The 16997-nt window shown below is 47.6% G+C and carries 18 protein-coding genes; 16 read left to right on the top strand and 2 right to left on the bottom strand.

Annotated features, from left to right (window positions below):
* Positions 1-141: 141 nt before the first annotated feature.
* The 4 genes from ATH33_RS08210 (at position 142) to spoIID (ending at position 3665) form a co-directional block, all read left to right on the top strand.
* Positions 142-384, top strand: coding sequence for a DUF1146 family protein (locus ATH33_RS08210; RefSeq protein ID WP_170151246.1), 243 nt, complete (start codon positions 142-144; stop codon positions 382-384).
* Between the two features lie 73 nt (positions 385-457).
* Complete coding sequence (locus ATH33_RS08215) at positions 458-1186, top strand: YwmB family TATA-box binding protein (RefSeq protein ID WP_170151247.1); 729 nt, start codon at positions 458-460, stop codon at positions 1184-1186.
* A gap of 18 nt (positions 1187-1204) precedes the next feature.
* Entirely contained in the window at positions 1205-2500 is a 1296-nt protein-coding gene (gene murA / locus ATH33_RS08220; protein ID WP_121874276.1) for a UDP-N-acetylglucosamine 1-carboxyvinyltransferase, read from the top strand.
* 142 nt (positions 2501-2642) lie between these two features.
* Positions 2643-3665, top strand: a complete 1023-nt coding sequence (gene spoIID / locus ATH33_RS08225) for a stage II sporulation protein D (protein WP_037996663.1) — start codon at positions 2643-2645, stop codon at positions 3663-3665.
* Here spoIID and splB read toward each other — a convergent pair.
* Positions 3653-4672: a spore photoproduct lyase gene (gene splB, locus ATH33_RS08230; protein ID WP_037996717.1), complete on the bottom strand. Its 1020-nt coding sequence runs from the start codon at positions 4670-4672 to the stop codon at positions 3653-3655. The genes spoIID and splB overlap by 13 nt on opposite strands.
* Positions 4673-4835: 163 nt before the next feature.
* Between splB and ATH33_RS08235 the strand changes: the two genes are divergently transcribed.
* The 6 genes from ATH33_RS08235 (at position 4836) to fabZ (ending at position 9608) form a co-directional block, all read left to right on the top strand.
* Complete coding sequence (locus ATH33_RS08235) at positions 4836-5534, top strand: M23 family metallopeptidase (RefSeq protein ID WP_037996720.1); 699 nt, start codon at positions 4836-4838, stop codon at positions 5532-5534.
* Between the two features lie 154 nt (positions 5535-5688).
* Positions 5689-5967: a sporulation transcriptional regulator SpoIIID gene (gene spoIIID, locus ATH33_RS08240; RefSeq protein ID WP_037996666.1), complete on the top strand. Its 279-nt coding sequence runs from the start codon at positions 5689-5691 to the stop codon at positions 5965-5967.
* 280 nt (positions 5968-6247) lie between these two features.
* Positions 6248-7000 (top strand): DNA-directed RNA polymerase subunit beta, encoded by a 753-nt coding sequence (locus tag ATH33_RS08245; protein WP_037996669.1) that lies wholly within the window; start codon positions 6248-6250, stop codon positions 6998-7000.
* A gap of 86 nt (positions 7001-7086) precedes the next feature.
* Positions 7087-7608 carry a CDP-diacylglycerol--glycerol-3-phosphate 3-phosphatidyltransferase gene (gene pgsA / locus ATH33_RS08250; protein ID WP_037996672.1) on the top strand — a complete coding sequence of 174 codons (522 nt, stop codon included), beginning with the start codon at positions 7087-7089 and terminating at the stop codon, positions 7606-7608.
* A gap of 68 nt (positions 7609-7676) precedes the next feature.
* A complete protein-coding gene (locus ATH33_RS08255) occupies positions 7677-8984 on the top strand; it encodes an NAD-dependent malic enzyme (RefSeq protein WP_037996675.1) in 1308 nt (435 codons plus the stop codon).
* A gap of 198 nt (positions 8985-9182) precedes the next feature.
* Positions 9183-9608 carry a 3-hydroxyacyl-ACP dehydratase FabZ gene (fabZ, locus tag ATH33_RS08260; RefSeq protein ID WP_049720699.1) on the top strand — a complete coding sequence of 142 codons (426 nt, stop codon included), beginning with the start codon at positions 9183-9185 and terminating at the stop codon, positions 9606-9608.
* A 52-nt stretch (positions 9609-9660) separates the two neighbouring features.
* Here fabZ and ATH33_RS13835 read toward each other — a convergent pair whose 3' ends face one another.
* Positions 9661-9789, bottom strand: coding sequence for a hypothetical protein (locus ATH33_RS13835; protein WP_255347197.1), 129 nt, complete (start codon positions 9787-9789; stop codon positions 9661-9663).
* 105 nt (positions 9790-9894) lie between these two features.
* Between ATH33_RS13835 and ATH33_RS08265 the strand changes: the two genes are divergently transcribed.
* From ATH33_RS08265 to ATH33_RS08290, 6 genes are all read left to right on the top strand, one after another.
* The gene (locus ATH33_RS08265) at positions 9895-11097 is read left to right on the top strand and encodes a glycosyltransferase family 4 protein (protein WP_037996681.1); all 1203 of its coding nucleotides are present in this window, start codon (positions 9895-9897) and stop codon (positions 11095-11097) included.
* A gap of 126 nt (positions 11098-11223) precedes the next feature.
* Positions 11224-12249 carry a Gfo/Idh/MocA family protein gene (locus tag ATH33_RS08270; protein WP_062843231.1) on the top strand — a complete coding sequence of 342 codons (1026 nt, stop codon included), beginning with the start codon at positions 11224-11226 and terminating at the stop codon, positions 12247-12249.
* A 28-nt stretch (positions 12250-12277) separates the two neighbouring features.
* Entirely contained in the window at positions 12278-13393 is a 1116-nt protein-coding gene (locus tag ATH33_RS08275) for a DegT/DnrJ/EryC1/StrS family aminotransferase (protein ID WP_037996686.1), read from the top strand.
* A gap of 14 nt (positions 13394-13407) precedes the next feature.
* On the top strand, positions 13408-14721 hold the full coding sequence (locus ATH33_RS08280; RefSeq protein ID WP_049720698.1) for a nucleotide sugar dehydrogenase: 1314 nt from the start codon (positions 13408-13410) through the stop codon (positions 14719-14721).
* A 15-nt stretch (positions 14722-14736) separates the two neighbouring features.
* Positions 14737-15486 (top strand): acyltransferase, encoded by a 750-nt coding sequence (locus ATH33_RS08285; protein ID WP_062843232.1) that lies wholly within the window; start codon positions 14737-14739, stop codon positions 15484-15486.
* Positions 15487-15516: 30 nt separating this feature from the next.
* On the top strand, positions 15517-16992 hold the full coding sequence (locus tag ATH33_RS08290) for a lipopolysaccharide biosynthesis protein (RefSeq protein ID WP_049720696.1): 1476 nt from the start codon (positions 15517-15519) through the stop codon (positions 16990-16992).
* The last annotated feature ends 5 nt before the right edge of the window (positions 16993-16997 follow it).

Raw genomic sequence — 16997 nt, forward strand, 5'->3', positions numbered from 1 at the left:
CAAGCGGAATCTGAAAGCATACCCCTCTTCAGAAGGGGTATGCTTGTTTTGTTCATGCATTTGCAAAAATATCTTTTGCGCATTCGCCATTTTTTTTGTACCATGGTAGCATGTGAACATATGCCTGAGGGAGTGCATATTATGGATGGGACGACGCAGCTGGCCTTGTCGGGGCTGGTGAACATATTCCTCTCGATCTTAAGCATTGCCTTTGTCTGGTGGATCTTGCTGGGCGTGCGCATCGAGCAACTTTTCAAAAAGAATCACACGGCTCAGATCAGAGCCTTGATGATCGTCTTGTCGATCATTCTCGGGCATCAACTGGCGTCCTTTTTTATTGATTATCTCAGTTGGTCCAGGCTGATCAGCCAGCTGATTCACTGACCGGCTCCACGTATATCCTTTTCCCTGAATGTGAAGAATGGGAATAATAAGAATTCAGGGAGAGGGATGGAAAATGTGGGGGATTGTGAAAAAAGTGATTCTTTTTTGTGTTTTTTTGCCTTTTGTATTCATTGGATCACAGGAACAATCCCAACCCGAAGGGCAATTGATCAAAGCGTTCAAGAAAGTCGGGGTGGAACCGGAACGATATGTGTTGCATTATGGAAACCGGCTGCACCGGGCAATGAGCCAACAAGAGATCGAAGAGTGGACACAAGCATTGAGTCGTTCATTAAATATCGGGCCGTTGGAACGCAATGATGAATTTGCCGGAATAAAATTTTCGGCGGAAGGGATCATCGAGCGAAACATTTTGGTGAAAATGGCCGTGATCAATGATGAACCGTCTGAAGAATTCATCCATCCATATTTGTCCATTCAATTGGAAGGAAAAGGAAGTGACCGGGAAAACTGGCAAGCTGCCCGCGATCATGTGACGCGTGTTTTGTTAAATCATGGCATTACTCCATCTTATCATTATTCCGTTCAGGGAAGCAGGCCGGTGCAAAACGAACAGGAGGAACATTTACTCGCGGAGATTTTCCGGCTGTTGAAAGCGGAAGAGGTGGAAGCGATGCGTACGGATCATACCGTCAGCATCTCCGCACTTTCTCCGTTGTTGCCGGCAGGCATCAAGACAAGAGGCGGCATGATGAATATGCAAGCGGCCGTTCGGATGAATCAGGATGCCCATCGCATGGTTATCACTTTAGGCACGCCAATTATCACCATCGAATATTAGTTTTTGGGGGGAAAAGCTTTGGAAAAGATCATCGTTCAAGGCGGAACACGTTTAAAAGGAAGAGTGAAAGTACATGGCGCCAAAAATGCGGTACTTCCTTTGATTGCCGGATCCATTTTGGCATCCAGAGGGGACATCAGGATTACGGATGTTCCGCTTTTGGAAGATGTGAAAACCATCACTCAACTTTTGAAACGCTTGGGGATCCAAGCCGATCTGGGTGATGACCAAATTGTGATCAATGCAGAAAAAGTGGAATCCACCGAAGCGCCTTATGAACTGGTGCGCAAGATGAGAGCTTCTGTTTTGGTGATGGGACCCCTGCTTGCCAGGAAAAAACACGCACGGATTCCTCTCCCGGGAGGATGTGCCATCGGAAGCAGGCCGATTGATCTGCATTTAAAAGGACTGGAAGCCATGGGTGCCCGGTTTGACATCGGGCAAGGCTACATTGAAGGGACCATTGACGGGCGTCTTCATGGAGCGACGGTTTATCTGGATTTCCCAAGTGTCGGAGCAACCCAAAATATCATGATGGCAGCAACATTGGCTGAAGGCCGGACAGTGATTGAAAATGCCGCTTGTGAGCCGGAAATCGTGGATCTTGCCAACTTCCTCAATGCGATGGGTGCAAAAATCCGGGGAGCCGGTACCGATGAAATTCGCATCGATGGAGTGGATATTTTGCGGGGAACAGAATACACCGTGATTCCCGACCGGATCGAAGCCGGAACTTACATGGTGGCGGCTGCCATCACCCGCGGCGAAGTTTTTGTGGAAGGGGCCATTTCCGATCATTTGGTTCCGCTGATTGCCAAGATGCGTGAAATGGGAGTCCATGTGCTTGACGGCGAAAACGGGATTCACGTTCGTGCAGACGGGGATTTGAAACCCGTGGATGTCAAAACCTTGCCCTATCCAGGATTTCCGACGGATATGCAATCACAGATGATGGCTCTTTTGCTTACCGCAAACGGAAACAGCATGCTGACGGAAACCGTGTTTGAAAACCGGTTTATGCATGTGGAAGAGTTTAAGCGGATGGGGGCGCAGATTAAAATCGACCGGCGCACCGCATTGATTGAAGGTGGAAAACCGTTGTCGGGAGCTCAGGTGAAAGCCACGGATCTGCGTGCCGGTGCGGCCTTGATTTTGGCCGGATTGGCAGCGGAAGGAGTCACCGAAGTGACGGAGTTGCATCATGTGGATCGCGGTTATGTGGACATTGTCGGGAAATTGAGAGGCTTGGGAGCCAAAATTGAACGGGTGAGCGAGGAGAAAAGTTCCAGGACGGAACAAAAATCTTTTGCATGACCAAACGAAGGTCAAGCGGCTTCTTTGAAGGGAAGCCGCTTTTTTCTTTATCAGGGAATCTACGAATTCCGGTTCTAAAAAAAGGGGTTTTTTTCATAGCTTAGTAGTGAACGCTGTGATTCAAATGGAGGCGAAGAACAGATTGCACAAAGGATTGCTGATGGTATTGTTGGGGCTTGTGGGCGTTATTCTTTTGATTCCGGTGTTTCTGGTTGCTTGGGATTCCGATGTCCCACCGGAGGCATTGGCAAAAGAGAAAGCATTGCAAAGTGAAAATCAGGATATCCGGGTTAAAGTGTACCTGACAGAGTCGAAAAAAGTGATTCAATTGCCGTTGGAAGAGTACATTTACGGTGTCGTGGCGGCGGAAATGCCGGCGGATTTCCACAAGGAAGCCTTAAAAGCCCAGGCCTTGGCTGCCCGGACTTATATCGTGGACCGGTTGGAGCGAAAAGATTATTCGGATATGTCCAAATGGGGGGAAGAAGCAAAGAAAGCACATGTCACGGACACGGTGAACCATCAGGCTTTTAAAACGGATGAAATGTTGAAGCAGGAGTGGAAAGCCCAATATGAAACCCTCCGGAATTCCATCCGGGAGGCCGTGAGGGAAACCGACGGCCAGATCATTACCTATCAGGGAAAGCCCATTTATGCTGCGTTTTTCTCAACCAGCAACGGCTATACCGAGAATTCGGAGGAGTATTTCAAACAAAAGTATCCTTACTTGCGGAGTGTGTCTTCCCCATGGGATCGGATGTCCCCAAAATATATTCACCGGCATACGTTGTCATGGGACGAGTTTGTCAGCCGACTGGAAAAGAAAACCGGACAGGCAGTCAGCCTTCCCGCCACAACCGGTACGCGTTTGATCCAGGTGACCGAGCGTACAAAAGGAAAAAGAATCGCCAAAATCAAGATTGGCGATCAGACATTCACCGGCAGGGAAATCCGGGAAGCATTGGGATTGGCTTCAACCGATTTTGATGTGGCGGTACAGGGGAATCAACTTCAAATCACCACCCGCGGATACGGACACGGCGTCGGCATGAGCCAATGGGGCGCCAATTTGATGGCAAAGCAGGGAAAAAAGGTGGATGAAATTATTCAGCATTACTACCAGGGGGTAAAGATCGAGCCTTTCTCCCCCGATCAAGTGAAATAAAGAATTTCTGCCCGGGGAAAGTAAGTGGAAATGGTGCGGTGCATGAAATCTTTGATTTCGTCCATTTGCTCTTTGGGATAAACATACTTTATCCGTCCGTAAGGGCCCCATTTTTTTCTCCGCTTTTCATCGTCCATGTCCAGCTTGGTCTTGGGATAACGTTCTTCGATGACCCGTTTGGCGCTTTGCGTGTAACGGTGGGTGATGAGTTCAAAGGTCAAATCATCCACTTCGGGAAGGCGATTGGACAATTTTTTCAATAAGGCCTGGTATTGTTCTTTCCATCCGGAAAAAGACATGATGGGAGCGATGATGAATCCGAGCGGGTAGCCGGCTTCTGCCACTTTTCCGGCGGCTTCAATCCGGTCCGGCAACGGTGAGGTTCCCGGTTCAAAATGTTTGACCACATAATCGGCATTAATGCTGAAGCGAAAACGGGTATGTCCCTTGTGGTCGGCATTTAAAAGGGATTCCACATTGGCGTACTTGGTGACAAAGCGCAAACGGCCCAACGGCTGTTTTCCCATGAACTCGATGGTTTTGTAAAGCGACCCCGAAATATGTTCGATGCCCACCGGATCGGAAGTACATGCGGCTTCAAACCGGGTGATTTCCGGAGCACGTTCTTGGATGTATTTTTCGGCTTGGGAAAAAATTTCATCCAGGTTGACATAAATCCGGATATAAGGACGTTTTCCGAGCGTTGTTTGCAGATAACAGTAATGGCAATGCCCCATACAGCCGGTGGCCAGCGGAATGGCATATTCGGCTGAGGGCTTGGATTGTTCGAATTTTAATGATTTCTTCACTCCGATGACCAAGGTCCGCTTGGCAATCCGGTATTTATCCAACGGGGTCTCTCCCGGCAGGCCGGTCACCTGGTTGTGCGAGGTTGTTGGCCGGACCGGAATCTTCATGCTTTGAAACCTTGCCACCAATTCTTTTCCGAGTGGATAGTCCAAAGCTCCGGGCTCGTAGTAGACCAGATCAGGCTCAAAGGGTTTTATCACCGTTTCACCTCCTTCTGCCAAGCCTTTTCTAAAGTATGAGCCAAAGAAATGAAGATCATGTATGTCTCAGTTTTGACTTTGCTTCGAATTTACTAAAAGTTCCCATCTGTAGGTATAAAAAGAGAGAAGCTGGTCGACAATGGTTCCTGAGGTGATTTCCATGAAATCGAAGGAACCAAATGCAAATAACCAGATTTCTTCCTTTGAAAAAGCGAAGCGACGTTTGAAATGGAAAAAGTTAATGTCCAAAAAGTGGTTTTTCCCTGCTGTCTATCTCTTTGTGGCGGCACTGATTTTAAGTGTGGCATGGTGGTATCAGGATCATCAGGTGGAAAAAGCATCCAAAACCACCAGGGATTTGGTGGAACAAAATCTTCCCCAAGAGCCGATTCCGACCAATCCGACCGATGATGACATGATATTGCCTGTCGCCAAAAATGCCCATGCCGACAAAACCATGGGATTTTATAAGCAAGAAGATCCGGAAGCGAGCCGGGAATCCTCTTTGAACCAATATGCCAATACGTTCACGCCGCATTCGGGAGTTGACTTTGCGAAAAAAGATGGAGGAACCTTTGATGTGGTGGCGGCATTGGAAGGGAAAGTGGTGAAAGTCGAGGAAAACCCGGTTGTCGGATGGCAAGTGGTCATTCAGCATGAAAGCGGCATTCAAACGGTATACCAAAGTTTGGACGATGTCCGCGTCAAAAATGGACAAACCGTCAAGAAAGGACAAGTGATTGCCAAAGCAGGACGCAATCGTTTTGAAAAGGAAGCGGGTGTCCATCTGCATTTTGAAATCCGCGACCGGGATCAGAAAGCCATCAATCCGGATGTTTATTTAAGCGGGGAAAAATAAGGAAAAAGGCGTTTCCATCCAAGGGAACGCTTTTTTTTGTTCCCGAAAAAAGAAAAATTGCCAAACATGGCTTGTCATGGCTTGTTTAGAAAGAATAACCCGCCTCTTCCCTCAATATAATGTAGCAAATGGAGAAGAGAGGAGGTTTGGCGGGGTGCATGAATATATTAAGGAACGAACATTAAAAATCGGACATTATTTTGTGGAGACGCGAAATACGGTCCGGACGATTGCGAAAGAGTTTGGTGTTTCCAAGAGCACGGTTCATAAAGACCTTACGGAACGATTGCCGGAAATCAACCCGGAACTGGCTCGTCAAGTGAAAGAGATATTGGAATACCATAAATCGATTCGCCATATAAGAGGTGGAGAAGCGACAAAGATTAAATATAAGCAAAAAACCGGAAAAAAGAAGCAAGAAGTGTCCGTGTGACTGTGAAAATGAGACGGAAGCACCGGCAGTGTTTACATAAAAACAAGATCTCCGAATCATTGCCATAATATGTATCCTTTTTCCTTTCAACCCGGTGCTTCTACTGTATAAGAAACTTTCACACTCCTATAAGCTGTAAGTATAGACTTATGTTCATAGTTGCGATATATTCTATTATGAGTAGAATGGAGCTTATTTAAAAGTAAACTTGATTTTGTTGGACGAGCTTCATGAAATAGAGAGGATCGGTAATAGAAGTTAGCCTTGGAGAGGAATGCAGATGAGTTATTCTGATAAAGAAAAACACATGGACTACCAATCAGACGATGTGGAGTCTTCAGCAGAAAAATTCAATAATCCATCGGACCATTTGACAGTGGAAAATGAAAAAGTGGATGATATCTTGCCGGTAGGCCAATTGAAATGGCGAAGAGATGAAGAAGAAGAGCAAGACACCCTCGACAGTTTGGAGGATGCCCGGAAGTTTGAGCCTGCAAAGCAAGAAGGCGACAAAGAGAAAAAAGAGGAACAGACGGAGGAGAAGAAAGACTCCGGTAACCAGTTCCATTCCCATGAGTATGGCGCACCTCCAACCTTCGAAGTGGAACAACCTTCTTCCCCGCATGAAAAACGGCAGCTTTCATTAGAAGATACGTTAACTCCCATCGATTTTAAGGAATATTCCATTGATCCGGTCATCGGAGAGAACAGCGGCGACGAGAATTTCAAAGAAGAAGTGAAAAAACCGTCTTTTGTTGCAGAACAGCCAGTGAAACCGCGGGTGGAACAACTGGACTCCACCAAAGAAAAAAAGCAAAGTGCCGCTTCCCGTAGTGAAGATGATCCGCCGATTGATGAGAAAAAAGAGCAAATTCTAAAATGGGTTAAAATTCTTTGGCTGCCTGTTTCGCTCATTGTGGCTTTGTATGCGGGATTTGTCGTTGGTCATACCATCATTGGTGATCAACCGGCCGGCGATTTCTTGAATTTTGACATGTGGGTGCATATTTATCAGCTCATTTTTGGATCATAAGTCCCGTCTGTCACTTGGATGGAAGACGGGCTCTTTCCTTTTTTATTAACCATCCGTTCGGTAAACTGTAAGAAGGGGGGTCCTGAATGAATTTGCCCAATTTCTTGACCATGATTCGCCTTTTTTTGATTCCTGCGTATTTTGTTGCATTTTTTTCGGACACGCCATGGAATGTGTACTGGGCGTTTGGGATCATTCTTCTTGCGGGGTTAACCGATGTCATTGACGGGTATGTGGCCAGAAAGACAAAGCAAGTGACCCAGATTGGAATCATGCTGGATCCTTTGGCGGACAAATTAATGATGCTCTCTGTTTTTTTATCCCTGATGATCTCCGGAAAAATCGGAGTTTGGGCTGCCTTTATCATTGTCTTGCGCGATGTGTCCATGATCCTTTTTTCTGTTTTCCTGAAGCTGAGAGGCAAACGAACGGTCCCGGCAAACATTTTCGGCAAGCTGACAACCTTTTTGTTTTATGTCGCTTTATTTTTTATCATGTTTGAATTGCCGCTTGCACAAACTTTTTTATGGTCGGTCATTATTTTGTCCTACATCACGACACTTTCTTACCTGTTGCAATTGAAAACGGTGAACGAACGGGCTATGTAGGAAGAATCGGTGACCGGATCCGGTTCTTTTTTTCGATTTGACTTCAGACGGATTAGGGAGGTTAACGGATGGTACGGAATATGACACGCAGCATTATCGTGGAAACTCCTTCAAAGCCTGGCAACCTGGGAAAAGTGACCACAGCGATCGGACAAGCAGGAGGCGATATAGGGGACATCACCACCATCAAGATCGGCCCGTTTTCCACTCTCCGGGACATCACGGTCCAGTGTGAGAGTGAAGCACATCTGGATCAGGTGGTCACCAGCATTGAAGCGTTGGGGGGCGGCATTTACGTTCATTCCATATCGGACGAAGTGTTAAGTGCCCATGAAGGCGGAAAAATCCGCATGGTCAGCAAGATGGACATCCGGTCCTTGGCGGATTTGCGCCGTGTTTACACCCCGGGAGTGGCCAATGTATGCCTGGAGATCCGGGAGAATCCGGAAAAAGCCAATTATTATACAAGCATTGGAAACACCGTTGCCATTGTGACTGATGGCACCGCCATTTTGGGGCTTGGCAATATCGGTCCGTTGGCGGGAATGCCGGTGATGGAGGGAAAGGCCGCTTTGTTTGACCGCTTTGCCGGGATCAGCGGGATTCCGATTTTGTTGGATACAAGTGATCCGGATGAAGTGGTGAACATCTTGAAACACATTTATCAGGGATTTGGAGGCATTTTGTTGGAGGATATTGGTTCCCCGCATTGCTTTGAGATTGAAGAACGCCTCAAAGAAGAGTTGCCCATTCCGGTGATGCATGACGATCAGCACGGAACGGCGGTCGTGACACTGGCTGCCGTGATTTCGGCTTGCCGTTCCACCGGGATCAACCTGAAAGAAGCGTCAGTGGGACAAATCGGGCTTGGTGCCGCGGGTTTGGCTATTTGCCGCATGTTTAAAGCTTACGGGGTGCGGGAGATTTGCGGTGCCGACCGGCAAGAAAAAGCTTTGGAGCGTTTGGAGAATTACGGCGGCATACCGGTGGGCATGGAAGAATTGATGGAACGCTGCGACATTGTGGTGGCGACAACAGGGGTTCCCGGATTGATCAAACCGGAAATGATCCGGGAAGGTCAGGTGATTCTCGCCTTATCCAATCCCAAACCGGAAATCGACCCTGAATTGGCACTCAAATCCGGTGCTTCTTTTGCAGCAGACGGGCGTTCTGTCAATAATGTCCTCGGGTTTCCCGGGATCTTCCGCGGCGTGTTGAATGCCAATGCCAAGAAAATCACTCACCCGATGTTGGTGGCCGCCGCCGAAGCCATTGCAGATTGTACCAGTCCCGGGGAATTGGCGCCGCATCCCTTGGATCCCAAAGTCCATCGGGAAGTGGCCCGCGCGGTGGAAAGGGCTGCCGCTTTGTCGTGAAAAGTCACAGGGCGCAAGCATTGACACTTTGTTAAACGGACCGGAAAGTCCGTGTAACAAAGTGTTTTTTTATTCTCCAGATTGTTAAGAAACCGCCATTTTATGACGCCCGGATGTTTGGTAATTTAAATACGGTTTCGCTATAATGGTGACAAGTGATTTCAGAAGGTGAGACGGTTTTTTGAGAGGTGGATGACGATGTTAGATGCAAAACAGATTCAAGAAATTATTCCTCACCGGTATCCTTTTTTGTTGGTGGACCGGATCACGGAATTGGAACCGGCGAAAAAAGCGGTGGGAATCAAAAATGTGAGTGTGAATGAGCCGTTTTTCCAAGGGCATTTTCCGGACTATCCTGTTATGCCGGGCGTGCTGATTGTGGAGGCATTGGCGCAAGTGGGGGCCGTTGCCATTCTCAGTGTGGAAGAAAACCGGGGCAAAATCGCATTTTTTGCCGGACTGGATAAAGTCCGTTTCCGTCATCAGGTCAAACCCGGAGATGTCCTAACGCTGGAAGTGGAATTGACCCGGGTGAAAGGAAAAGTCGGGAAAGGCAAGGGTATTGCCCGTGTCGGGGAACATGTGGCGGTGGAAGCGGATCTGATGTTTGCGATCAATGATTAAAAAATACATAAAGCGGGAAGGTCCTTGGGGATGGACCTTCCTTGTCATGTATTTATTTCCATAAATGAAAAATGCGAAGTCCGAAATAAATCAGTCCCCAAAAAGGCAAGCTGATGAGAAAGGCATTCAACATGCCGAGGAATCCGTCATAGGAGTCGCTGGCGATTCTTTGTCTTTTCATGACAACGACCTCTCCTGTATGGTGTTGTACATAGTATCACCGGTTTGGAAAATGCTATTGACAGTAATCTTTCGGAAATGAAACCGGATAAAGGAAGTGGTTTCAATGAATGGGCGTATTTTGATCATTTCGCATATGTACCCGAATCCGGTCAATCCCATGGCGGGAATTTTTGTCCATAACCAGGCAAAAGCTTTAAAAAGAGAAGGGGCAGAGGTAAGCGTGGTGGTGCCCGTTCCTTCTTTCCCCTTTTACCCGAAGTGGAAAGGGTATCGTCAATTGCCGAAAAAGACAGAAAAGGATGGAATTGCCGTTTATTATGTTCCCACGCGAATGATTCCGGGGGGATTTTTTTTCCAACGCTATGGCAAGTATTATACAAAAGCCCTGCAAAAGGCAGTGGAGGAAGTACATAAAGCGTTTCCTTTTGATCTGATTCATTGTCACACCATCTATCCGGATGGTTATGCAGGAGGGGAACTGAAGAAAATTTGGAAGGTGCCGGTGTTAAGCACGATCCATGGCTCGGACATCATGTTGTATCCCAAACGAAAGCGTTCCGTTTATGAACAGACGCTTCGTGCATTAAAGGAAAATGACCTGGTCATCACGGTCAGCGACCGGCTGAAAGAAGAAGCGGAAAAAATGCATCCCGAGCTTGCGGCCAAAACGGTTTACAACGGTTTTGACCCGGAGAAATTCCGCCCCATGGACCGTCTGGAGGCAAGGAAACGTCTGGGGTTGAACAGGGAACAAAAAATTTTGCTTTTTGTCGGCAACTTGTATCCGGTCAAAGGCGTTTCTTATTTGTTGGAGGCTTTTTCCCGGATCCGCCAAGAAAGCCGGGACATTCATCTGTATTTGATCGGGGACGGGCCTTTGCGCCCCCGGCTTGAAAACCAGGCGGAAGAATCGGGATTAAGCGAAGCCGTCACCTTTTTGGGCAAAAAGCCGTACGCTGAGATTCCCGACTGGATCAACAGTGCCGATGTGATGGTTCTCACCAGTCTGAGCGAGGGGCTTCCCTCCATATTGCTGGAATCGATGGGGTGCGGCCGGCCCATGGTGGCGACGGATGTGGGCGGAATCAAGGAAATTCTTCAAGACGGGAAGACCGGATTTCTTGTGCCGGCCAAAGATGTGGACAAAATTGCCGGTTGCTTGCGCAAAATCCTGATCGATGATCCTTCCCTCATCGCCACTATGGGGAAAAATGCGTTGGATGCGTCCCGTGCATTGACTTGGAGCGAAAACGCGCGAACTACCTTACAAATTTATACATCTTTAATAGAACGGAAAAGTTTATGACTTTTTTGATGCAGGGTACTCAAGAGATTTCATCTATGTTACATTGAACATTAGATTTTGTAATGTTACTGTAATATAGATTGGATATGAATTGACTGACTGGGTAAAAGAAGAGAGGGAGATCTTTTGATACGCTATGGAATTGTAGGTTGTGGTCACATTGCGAAAAAGCACGTGGCAGCCATTAAAGCGGTGGAAGGAGCCGAGTTGGTTGCGGTTTGCGACACCAATGAAGAGCGTCTTTCCGAGTTTGCCGTCGACGGTGTCCGTGGGTATACCGATTTGAAAGACATGCTGGCTTCGGATGTGGATGTGGTTTGCATTTGCACACCGAGCGGGATTCATGCACCGCTGACCATTCAGGCAGCGGAAGCCAAAAAGCATGTGATCGTGGAAAAACCGATGGCACTGACCTTGGAAGATGCAGACCGGATGATCGATGCCTGTGAGAAAAACGGTGTGAAAATGGCGGTGGTTCACCCCAACCGTTTCCGTCCGGCTGTCGTGGAACTCAGAAAGCAGTTGGAACAAGGGGCTTTCGGCAAAATCGGGCATGCCAACGCAACGGTTCGTTGGAACCGAAACCAGGCTTACTATGACCAGGCTCCTTGGCGTGGCACGAAAGCAATGGACGGAGGCGTGTTGATGAATCAGGCAATTCACAACATGGATCTTTTGTTGTGGATGATGGGGGATATTGAAGAGATTTCCTCTTATCACGCGACCCGTATCCGGAACATTGAAGCTGAGGACACCTCGGTGTCGGTGATCCGCTTTAAAAACGGGGCACTCGGGGTGTTGGAAGCTGCGGTCACCATTTATCCGAAAAACTTGGAAGAATCATTAAGTATTTTTGGCGAAAAGGGGACCGCGGTGATTGGCGGGCCGACGGCCAACTGGATCAAAGAATGGAAATTTGAAGGCCTGCCGGATGAAGAGGCTCAAAACACAATCCGCCGGGTGGAACAAGATCCATTCGGAATTCCGGGACATCAGTGCATCATTCAAGATATGACCGAAGCGGTGTTAAAAGACCGGAAGCCGGTCGTTTCCGGCGAAGAAGGACGCAAGGCGTTGAGCTTTGTGATCGGATGCCAGTTGGCTGCCGAAAGAAACCGGCCGGTCCGGATGGACGAATTAAACCGAAAATAAATTGAAATGATTAAAGGAGTAGAAAGCGATGAAAAAGATTCCTTTATTGGATTTAACGGCACAGTTGCAACCGATTCGGGAAGAAGTTCTCCAAGCGGTGGAGCGGGTGATTGACAGCGGACAATATATTATGGGGCCCGAAGTCAAAGCTTTTGAAGAAGAAGTGGCCAACTATCTCGGGGTGAAACATGCCATCGGCGTTGGGAACGGCACGGATGCGTTGCTTCTGGCATTGGATGCGGCAGGAATCAAAGCTGGCGATGAAGTGATCACGACACCGTTTACATTTTTCGCCACTGCCGAAACGATTTCTCAAGTCGGGGCCACCCCGGTTTTTGTTGACATCGACCCGAAAACTTACAACATCGATGTGAACCAAATCAAGGAAAAAATCAATGAAAAAACCAAAGCGATCATTCCGGTTCACATTTTCGGCCAGCCTGCCAACATGGAAGAAATTATGGCATTGGCTGAAGAACATCAATTGTTTGTCTTGGAAGATGCGGCTCAAGGCATGGGTTCGGAATATAAAGGACGGAAAATCGGAAATTGGGGTCATGCGGCCACCTTCTCTTTCTTCCCCACCAAAAACCTGGGCGGCTATGGTGACGGGGGAATGGTTGTCACCAATGATGACCAACTGGCGGAGAAAATCCGGATCTTGCGGGTTCATGGTTCCAATCCGAAGTATTACCACAGCATGATCGGATACAACAGCCGCCTGGATGCTTTGCAAGCTGCTGTTTTGCGCATCAAACTGCGCCATTTGGATGCTTGGAATGACGGCCGTCGGAAAAAAGCGGCCCTGTACAACGAGCTTTTAAAAGATACACCGGTGGTTACTCCTCATGAAGCGGAAGACCGCAAACACATCTATCACTTGTATATCATTCAGGCAGAAGATCGCGACGAATTAATGGCTCATTTGAAAGAGCAGGGAATCTCCTGCGGAGTTTATTATCCGGTTCCCCTGCATCAGCAGGAAGTGTATAAAGACTTGGGATATGAAGAAGGAAGTTTGCCTGTTTCCGAATACATGGCCAAACGCACCTTTGCACTTCCTCTGTATGCAGAATTGGAGGATGAAAACATCCGTTTTATCGCAAATACCATTAAAAGTTTTTATGCCAACAAATCCAAGTGAAAGAAGGAATAACCGTGAGTGGTAAGACTTTATTGCAAAAAATCGATGACAAAACGGCTAAAATCGGTGTTGTCGGATTGGGATATGTCGGTTTGCCACTGGCTGTGGAGAAAGCCAAAGCCGGGTTCAAAGTGATCGGTTTTGATATTCTGCAAAACCGTGTGGACATGGTGAACCGGGGAGTGAACTATATCGGCGATGTGGTGGACGAAGAATTGAAACAATTGGTGGAAAGCGGACAAATGTCTGCGACCACGGACTACTCCTTGATTCGTGAAGTGGACGCGGTGGCTATTTGCGTTCCCACACCGCTTGACAAATATCAGCAGCCCAATGTTTCCTATGTTGAATCTTCAGCAGAAAGCATTGCAAAATATTTGCACCCGGGCATGCTGGTGGTTTTGGAAAGCACCACCTACCCCGGAACCACCGAAGAAGTGGTGAAACCGATTCTGGAAAAAACCGGCTTGAAAGCAGGCGAAGACTTTTACCTTGCTTATTCGCCGGAACGGGTGGATCCCGGCAATAAAGTGTTTAATACCAAAAACACTCCCAAAGTGGTGGGCGGTGTGACCGATCAATGCACGGAAGTCGCCGGTGCTTTGTACCGCGCGGTGTTGGACGGGGAAGTTCACCAAGTATCCAGCCCGAAAGTGGCCGAAATGGAAAAAATTCTTGAAAACACCTTCCGCAACATTAACATTGCCCTGGTGAACGAGATGGCCATTCTTTGCAACAAAATGGGAATCGATATTTGGGAAGTGATCGATGCCGCCAAAACCAAACCTTACGGTTATATGGCTTTTTATCCGGGGCCGGGTCTGGGCGGACATTGCATTCCCATTGATCCGTTCTATTTGACATGGAAAGCCCGCGAATATCATTATCATACGCGTTTGATTGAAGTGGCAGGCGAAATCAACAATGAAATGCCCGACTTTGTGGTGGATCGTTGCATGAAAATCTTGAACCGCTACGGCAAATCGTTGAATGGTTCCAAAGTGGCGGTACTCGGGGTGGCTTATAAAAAGGATATCGATGATTACCGCGAGTCCCCCGTGATTCAAATTGTCGAGCTGCTTGAGAAATATCAGGCAGAGTTCACGCTGGTTGATCCGCATGTGAAAACCTTCAAAGCCGGAGGCAAAGAATATGAAACGCAAGAGCTGACCACCGAACTTCTGGAGACGGCGGATCTTGTTTTGATCACCACGGATCACAGTGACTTTGATTATGAAGAAATTGCCGATAAAGCAAAAGTGATCTTTGACACGCGGAATGCTTTGAAAGATGTCCAAAACATCAAAGCGGATTACGAAAAATTATAAGAGGATGGGTTTTTCATGAAACAATCTTTCATTCATGATTCAGTCGAAATGGGAAAGAATGTCTCCGTCGGTTGTTTCTCTGTCATTGAAGAAGGCGTGGTTCTTGGCGACAATGTGACGATCGGCAACAATGTCACCATTAAAGCAGGAACCGTGATCGGTTCCGATGTATATATCTCTGACAACTGTGTGTTGGGCCGCTGGCCGAGACCGGCAAAGTCGTCCACCGTAAAGGTGGATGCCGACTTGCCGGTGCTGGAAATCGGCGACGGAACGACGATTGGTGCCAACACCGTTCTTTACCGGGGCAGCCGTTTCGGAAAAGAGGTGATGATCGGGGATCAGGCATCGGTCCGTGAAAAATGCGAGATCGGGGACCGTGTGGTGATCGGCCGTGGCGTTGCGGTGGAAAATCAGGTGAAAATCGGATCTTTTACAAAAATTCAAACCAATGCTTATATTACAGCTTATACCGTGTTGGAAGATCATGTCTTCATTGCCCCGACCGTCACGACCACGAACGACAACTTCATGGGGCGGACCAAAGAGCGTTTCAAATACGTGCGCGGTCCGGTTGTGAAAAGAGGAGCGCGTGTGGGCGGCGGATCCATCCTTTTGCCGGGGATCACGGTGGCCGAAGAAAGCTTCATTGCCGCCGGGGCATTGGTCAATCGGGACACGGAGCCGGGCAAAGTGTATATCGGGGTTCCGGCACGGGTTTTGCGCGATGTTCCTGACCGTGAGAAATTGGAAAATCAAGAGTAACAGCCTGCAGGCAGAAGGTGTTGTTTAATCATGAAACAACTCATTAAACGGCTTTTTTCTGATTCAGCCGCTTTTGCGATTGCAACGATGGGGAATAAGGTGGTTGCGGCCATGCTTGGCCCCATCTATGTTGCTTTTTTGACCGGAGAAGGGGAAATTGCAGAGTGGGGACTCACCAACACGCTGACTCTGATTTTGACTTATCTCAGCATTTTGGGAACGGATGCGGCCATGGCGTTCTATTTTTATGACGCCAAGGATGTGACGGAACGCCGCACCTATTTTACCAATGCGGTGGTTTTCAGTGCCGGGGTTTGCCTGATATTCACCGTCTTTGCATTTTTGTTTGGAGCCCCTTTGTCCGAATGGGTCTATGAAAGCACGCGGGATTATTCCAACTTGTTGCCGGTTGCTTTTATGGCCACGTTTGGGGCGATCATTATTCAGCATATTTTGGGATATGCCAGATACAGCCGCCGGGTATGGCTGTTTAATATTTTCAGCATGGCTTATGTGATTGGTTCCAATTTGTTGAGCATCTTTTTTGTCACTGTCTATGACATGCGGGTTATGGGAATTTTTTATGGACAATTAATCGGTCAATTGACAGTGGCATTGATTCTGATTATCCTATTTCGCAAGGAATTTGTTTTTCGTATTTCGCGTAAACATTTGATGGATTTGATTCGTTACGGTGCTCCGCTGTTGCCGACACTGCTGGCTTTTTGGGTGATGACATCTGTATCCCGGCCCATTTTGTATCACATGGATTCCCAACTGAGTGCGGATATTTACGAAACCTGCATCCGGATTGCAAGCATCATTGTTTTGATCACCTCACCGTTTCAACTCGCATGGCGCCCTTTTTCCATGTCCATCAAAGAGCGGGAAGATGCCCCGCAGTTGTTCGGGCTGGTCGGTCGCGCGTTGTTGGTGGTTGGAACGCTGGCTGTCATGATTCTGGCCTTCTTCATGAAACCACTGTATCATTTGTATATTATCGGTCGGGATGATCAGTCGCTTTCATCCGGTTATATCTATGTCTGGGCTTTATCTTTGGGAACTTTATTCAATGTGTTGCATAATGTTTTTGGTGTCGGTTTGTTGATCAAGAAAAAAACCCAGGTCATTTCCTACGGATTTATGATTGCCGCCGCCATTTACCTGATCGGCAATTTGATCCTGGTGCCGGTTTTCAGCATTTGGGGCACTGTTATCATGACCGTTGTGGCTTATCTTTTTGTCATTGTTTGGGTTTATTGGAAAAATCAAAAAGAATATCCGATTGATTTCCGGTTTCGTTCCATTCTCATCTATTTGGCTGTCTTTTTCATCTCAATGACCGGGGTTACCTGGGTCCAATTAAATGAGATGGAATATGCCTGGCTCTATTATGTGCTGGCTTTTGTTGTAACCTTCGGATCTGTGTTTGCGACAGGACTTTTTTCCATTTCTTCACTGAATCGGATCGGTCACTTGTTACCCAAACTAGGAGGAAAAGGGTGAGAGTT

Origin of the sequence: Thermoactinomyces vulgaris, assembly GCF_003688725.1 — a bacterium.
GTDB lineage: Bacteria > Bacillota > Bacilli > Thermoactinomycetales > Thermoactinomycetaceae > Thermoactinomyces > Thermoactinomyces vulgaris.

What these genes read in the sequence shown, in the direction of transcription:
- ATH33_RS08210 (WP_170151246.1), top strand. Translation starts at nt 142, where the DNA reads ATGGATGGGACGACGCAGCTGGCCTTGTCGGGGCTGGTGAACATATTC.
- ATH33_RS08215 (WP_170151247.1), top strand. Translation starts at nt 458, where the DNA reads ATGTGGGGGATTGTGAAAAAAGTGATTCTTTTTTGTGTTTTTTTGCCT.
- ATH33_RS08235 (WP_037996720.1), top strand. Translation starts at nt 4,836, where the DNA reads ATGAAATCGAAGGAACCAAATGCAAATAACCAGATTTCTTCCTTTGAA.
- ATH33_RS08245 (WP_037996669.1), top strand. Translation starts at nt 6,248, where the DNA reads ATGAGTTATTCTGATAAAGAAAAACACATGGACTACCAATCAGACGAT.
- pgsA (WP_037996672.1), top strand. Translation starts at nt 7,087, where the DNA reads ATGAATTTGCCCAATTTCTTGACCATGATTCGCCTTTTTTTGATTCCT.
- ATH33_RS08255 (WP_037996675.1), top strand. Translation starts at nt 7,677, where the DNA reads ATGGTACGGAATATGACACGCAGCATTATCGTGGAAACTCCTTCAAAG.
- fabZ (WP_049720699.1), top strand. Translation starts at nt 9,183, where the DNA reads ATGTTAGATGCAAAACAGATTCAAGAAATTATTCCTCACCGGTATCCT.
- ATH33_RS13835 (WP_255347197.1), bottom strand. Translation starts at nt 9,789, where the DNA reads ATGAAAAGACAAAGAATCGCCAGCGACTCCTATGACGGATTCCTCGGC.
- ATH33_RS08265 (WP_037996681.1), top strand. Translation starts at nt 9,895, where the DNA reads ATGAATGGGCGTATTTTGATCATTTCGCATATGTACCCGAATCCGGTC.
- ATH33_RS08275 (WP_037996686.1), top strand. Translation starts at nt 12,278, where the DNA reads ATGAAAAAGATTCCTTTATTGGATTTAACGGCACAGTTGCAACCGATT.
- ATH33_RS08285 (WP_062843232.1), top strand. Translation starts at nt 14,737, where the DNA reads ATGAAACAATCTTTCATTCATGATTCAGTCGAAATGGGAAAGAATGTC.
- ATH33_RS08290 (WP_049720696.1), top strand. Translation starts at nt 15,517, where the DNA reads ATGAAACAACTCATTAAACGGCTTTTTTCTGATTCAGCCGCTTTTGCG.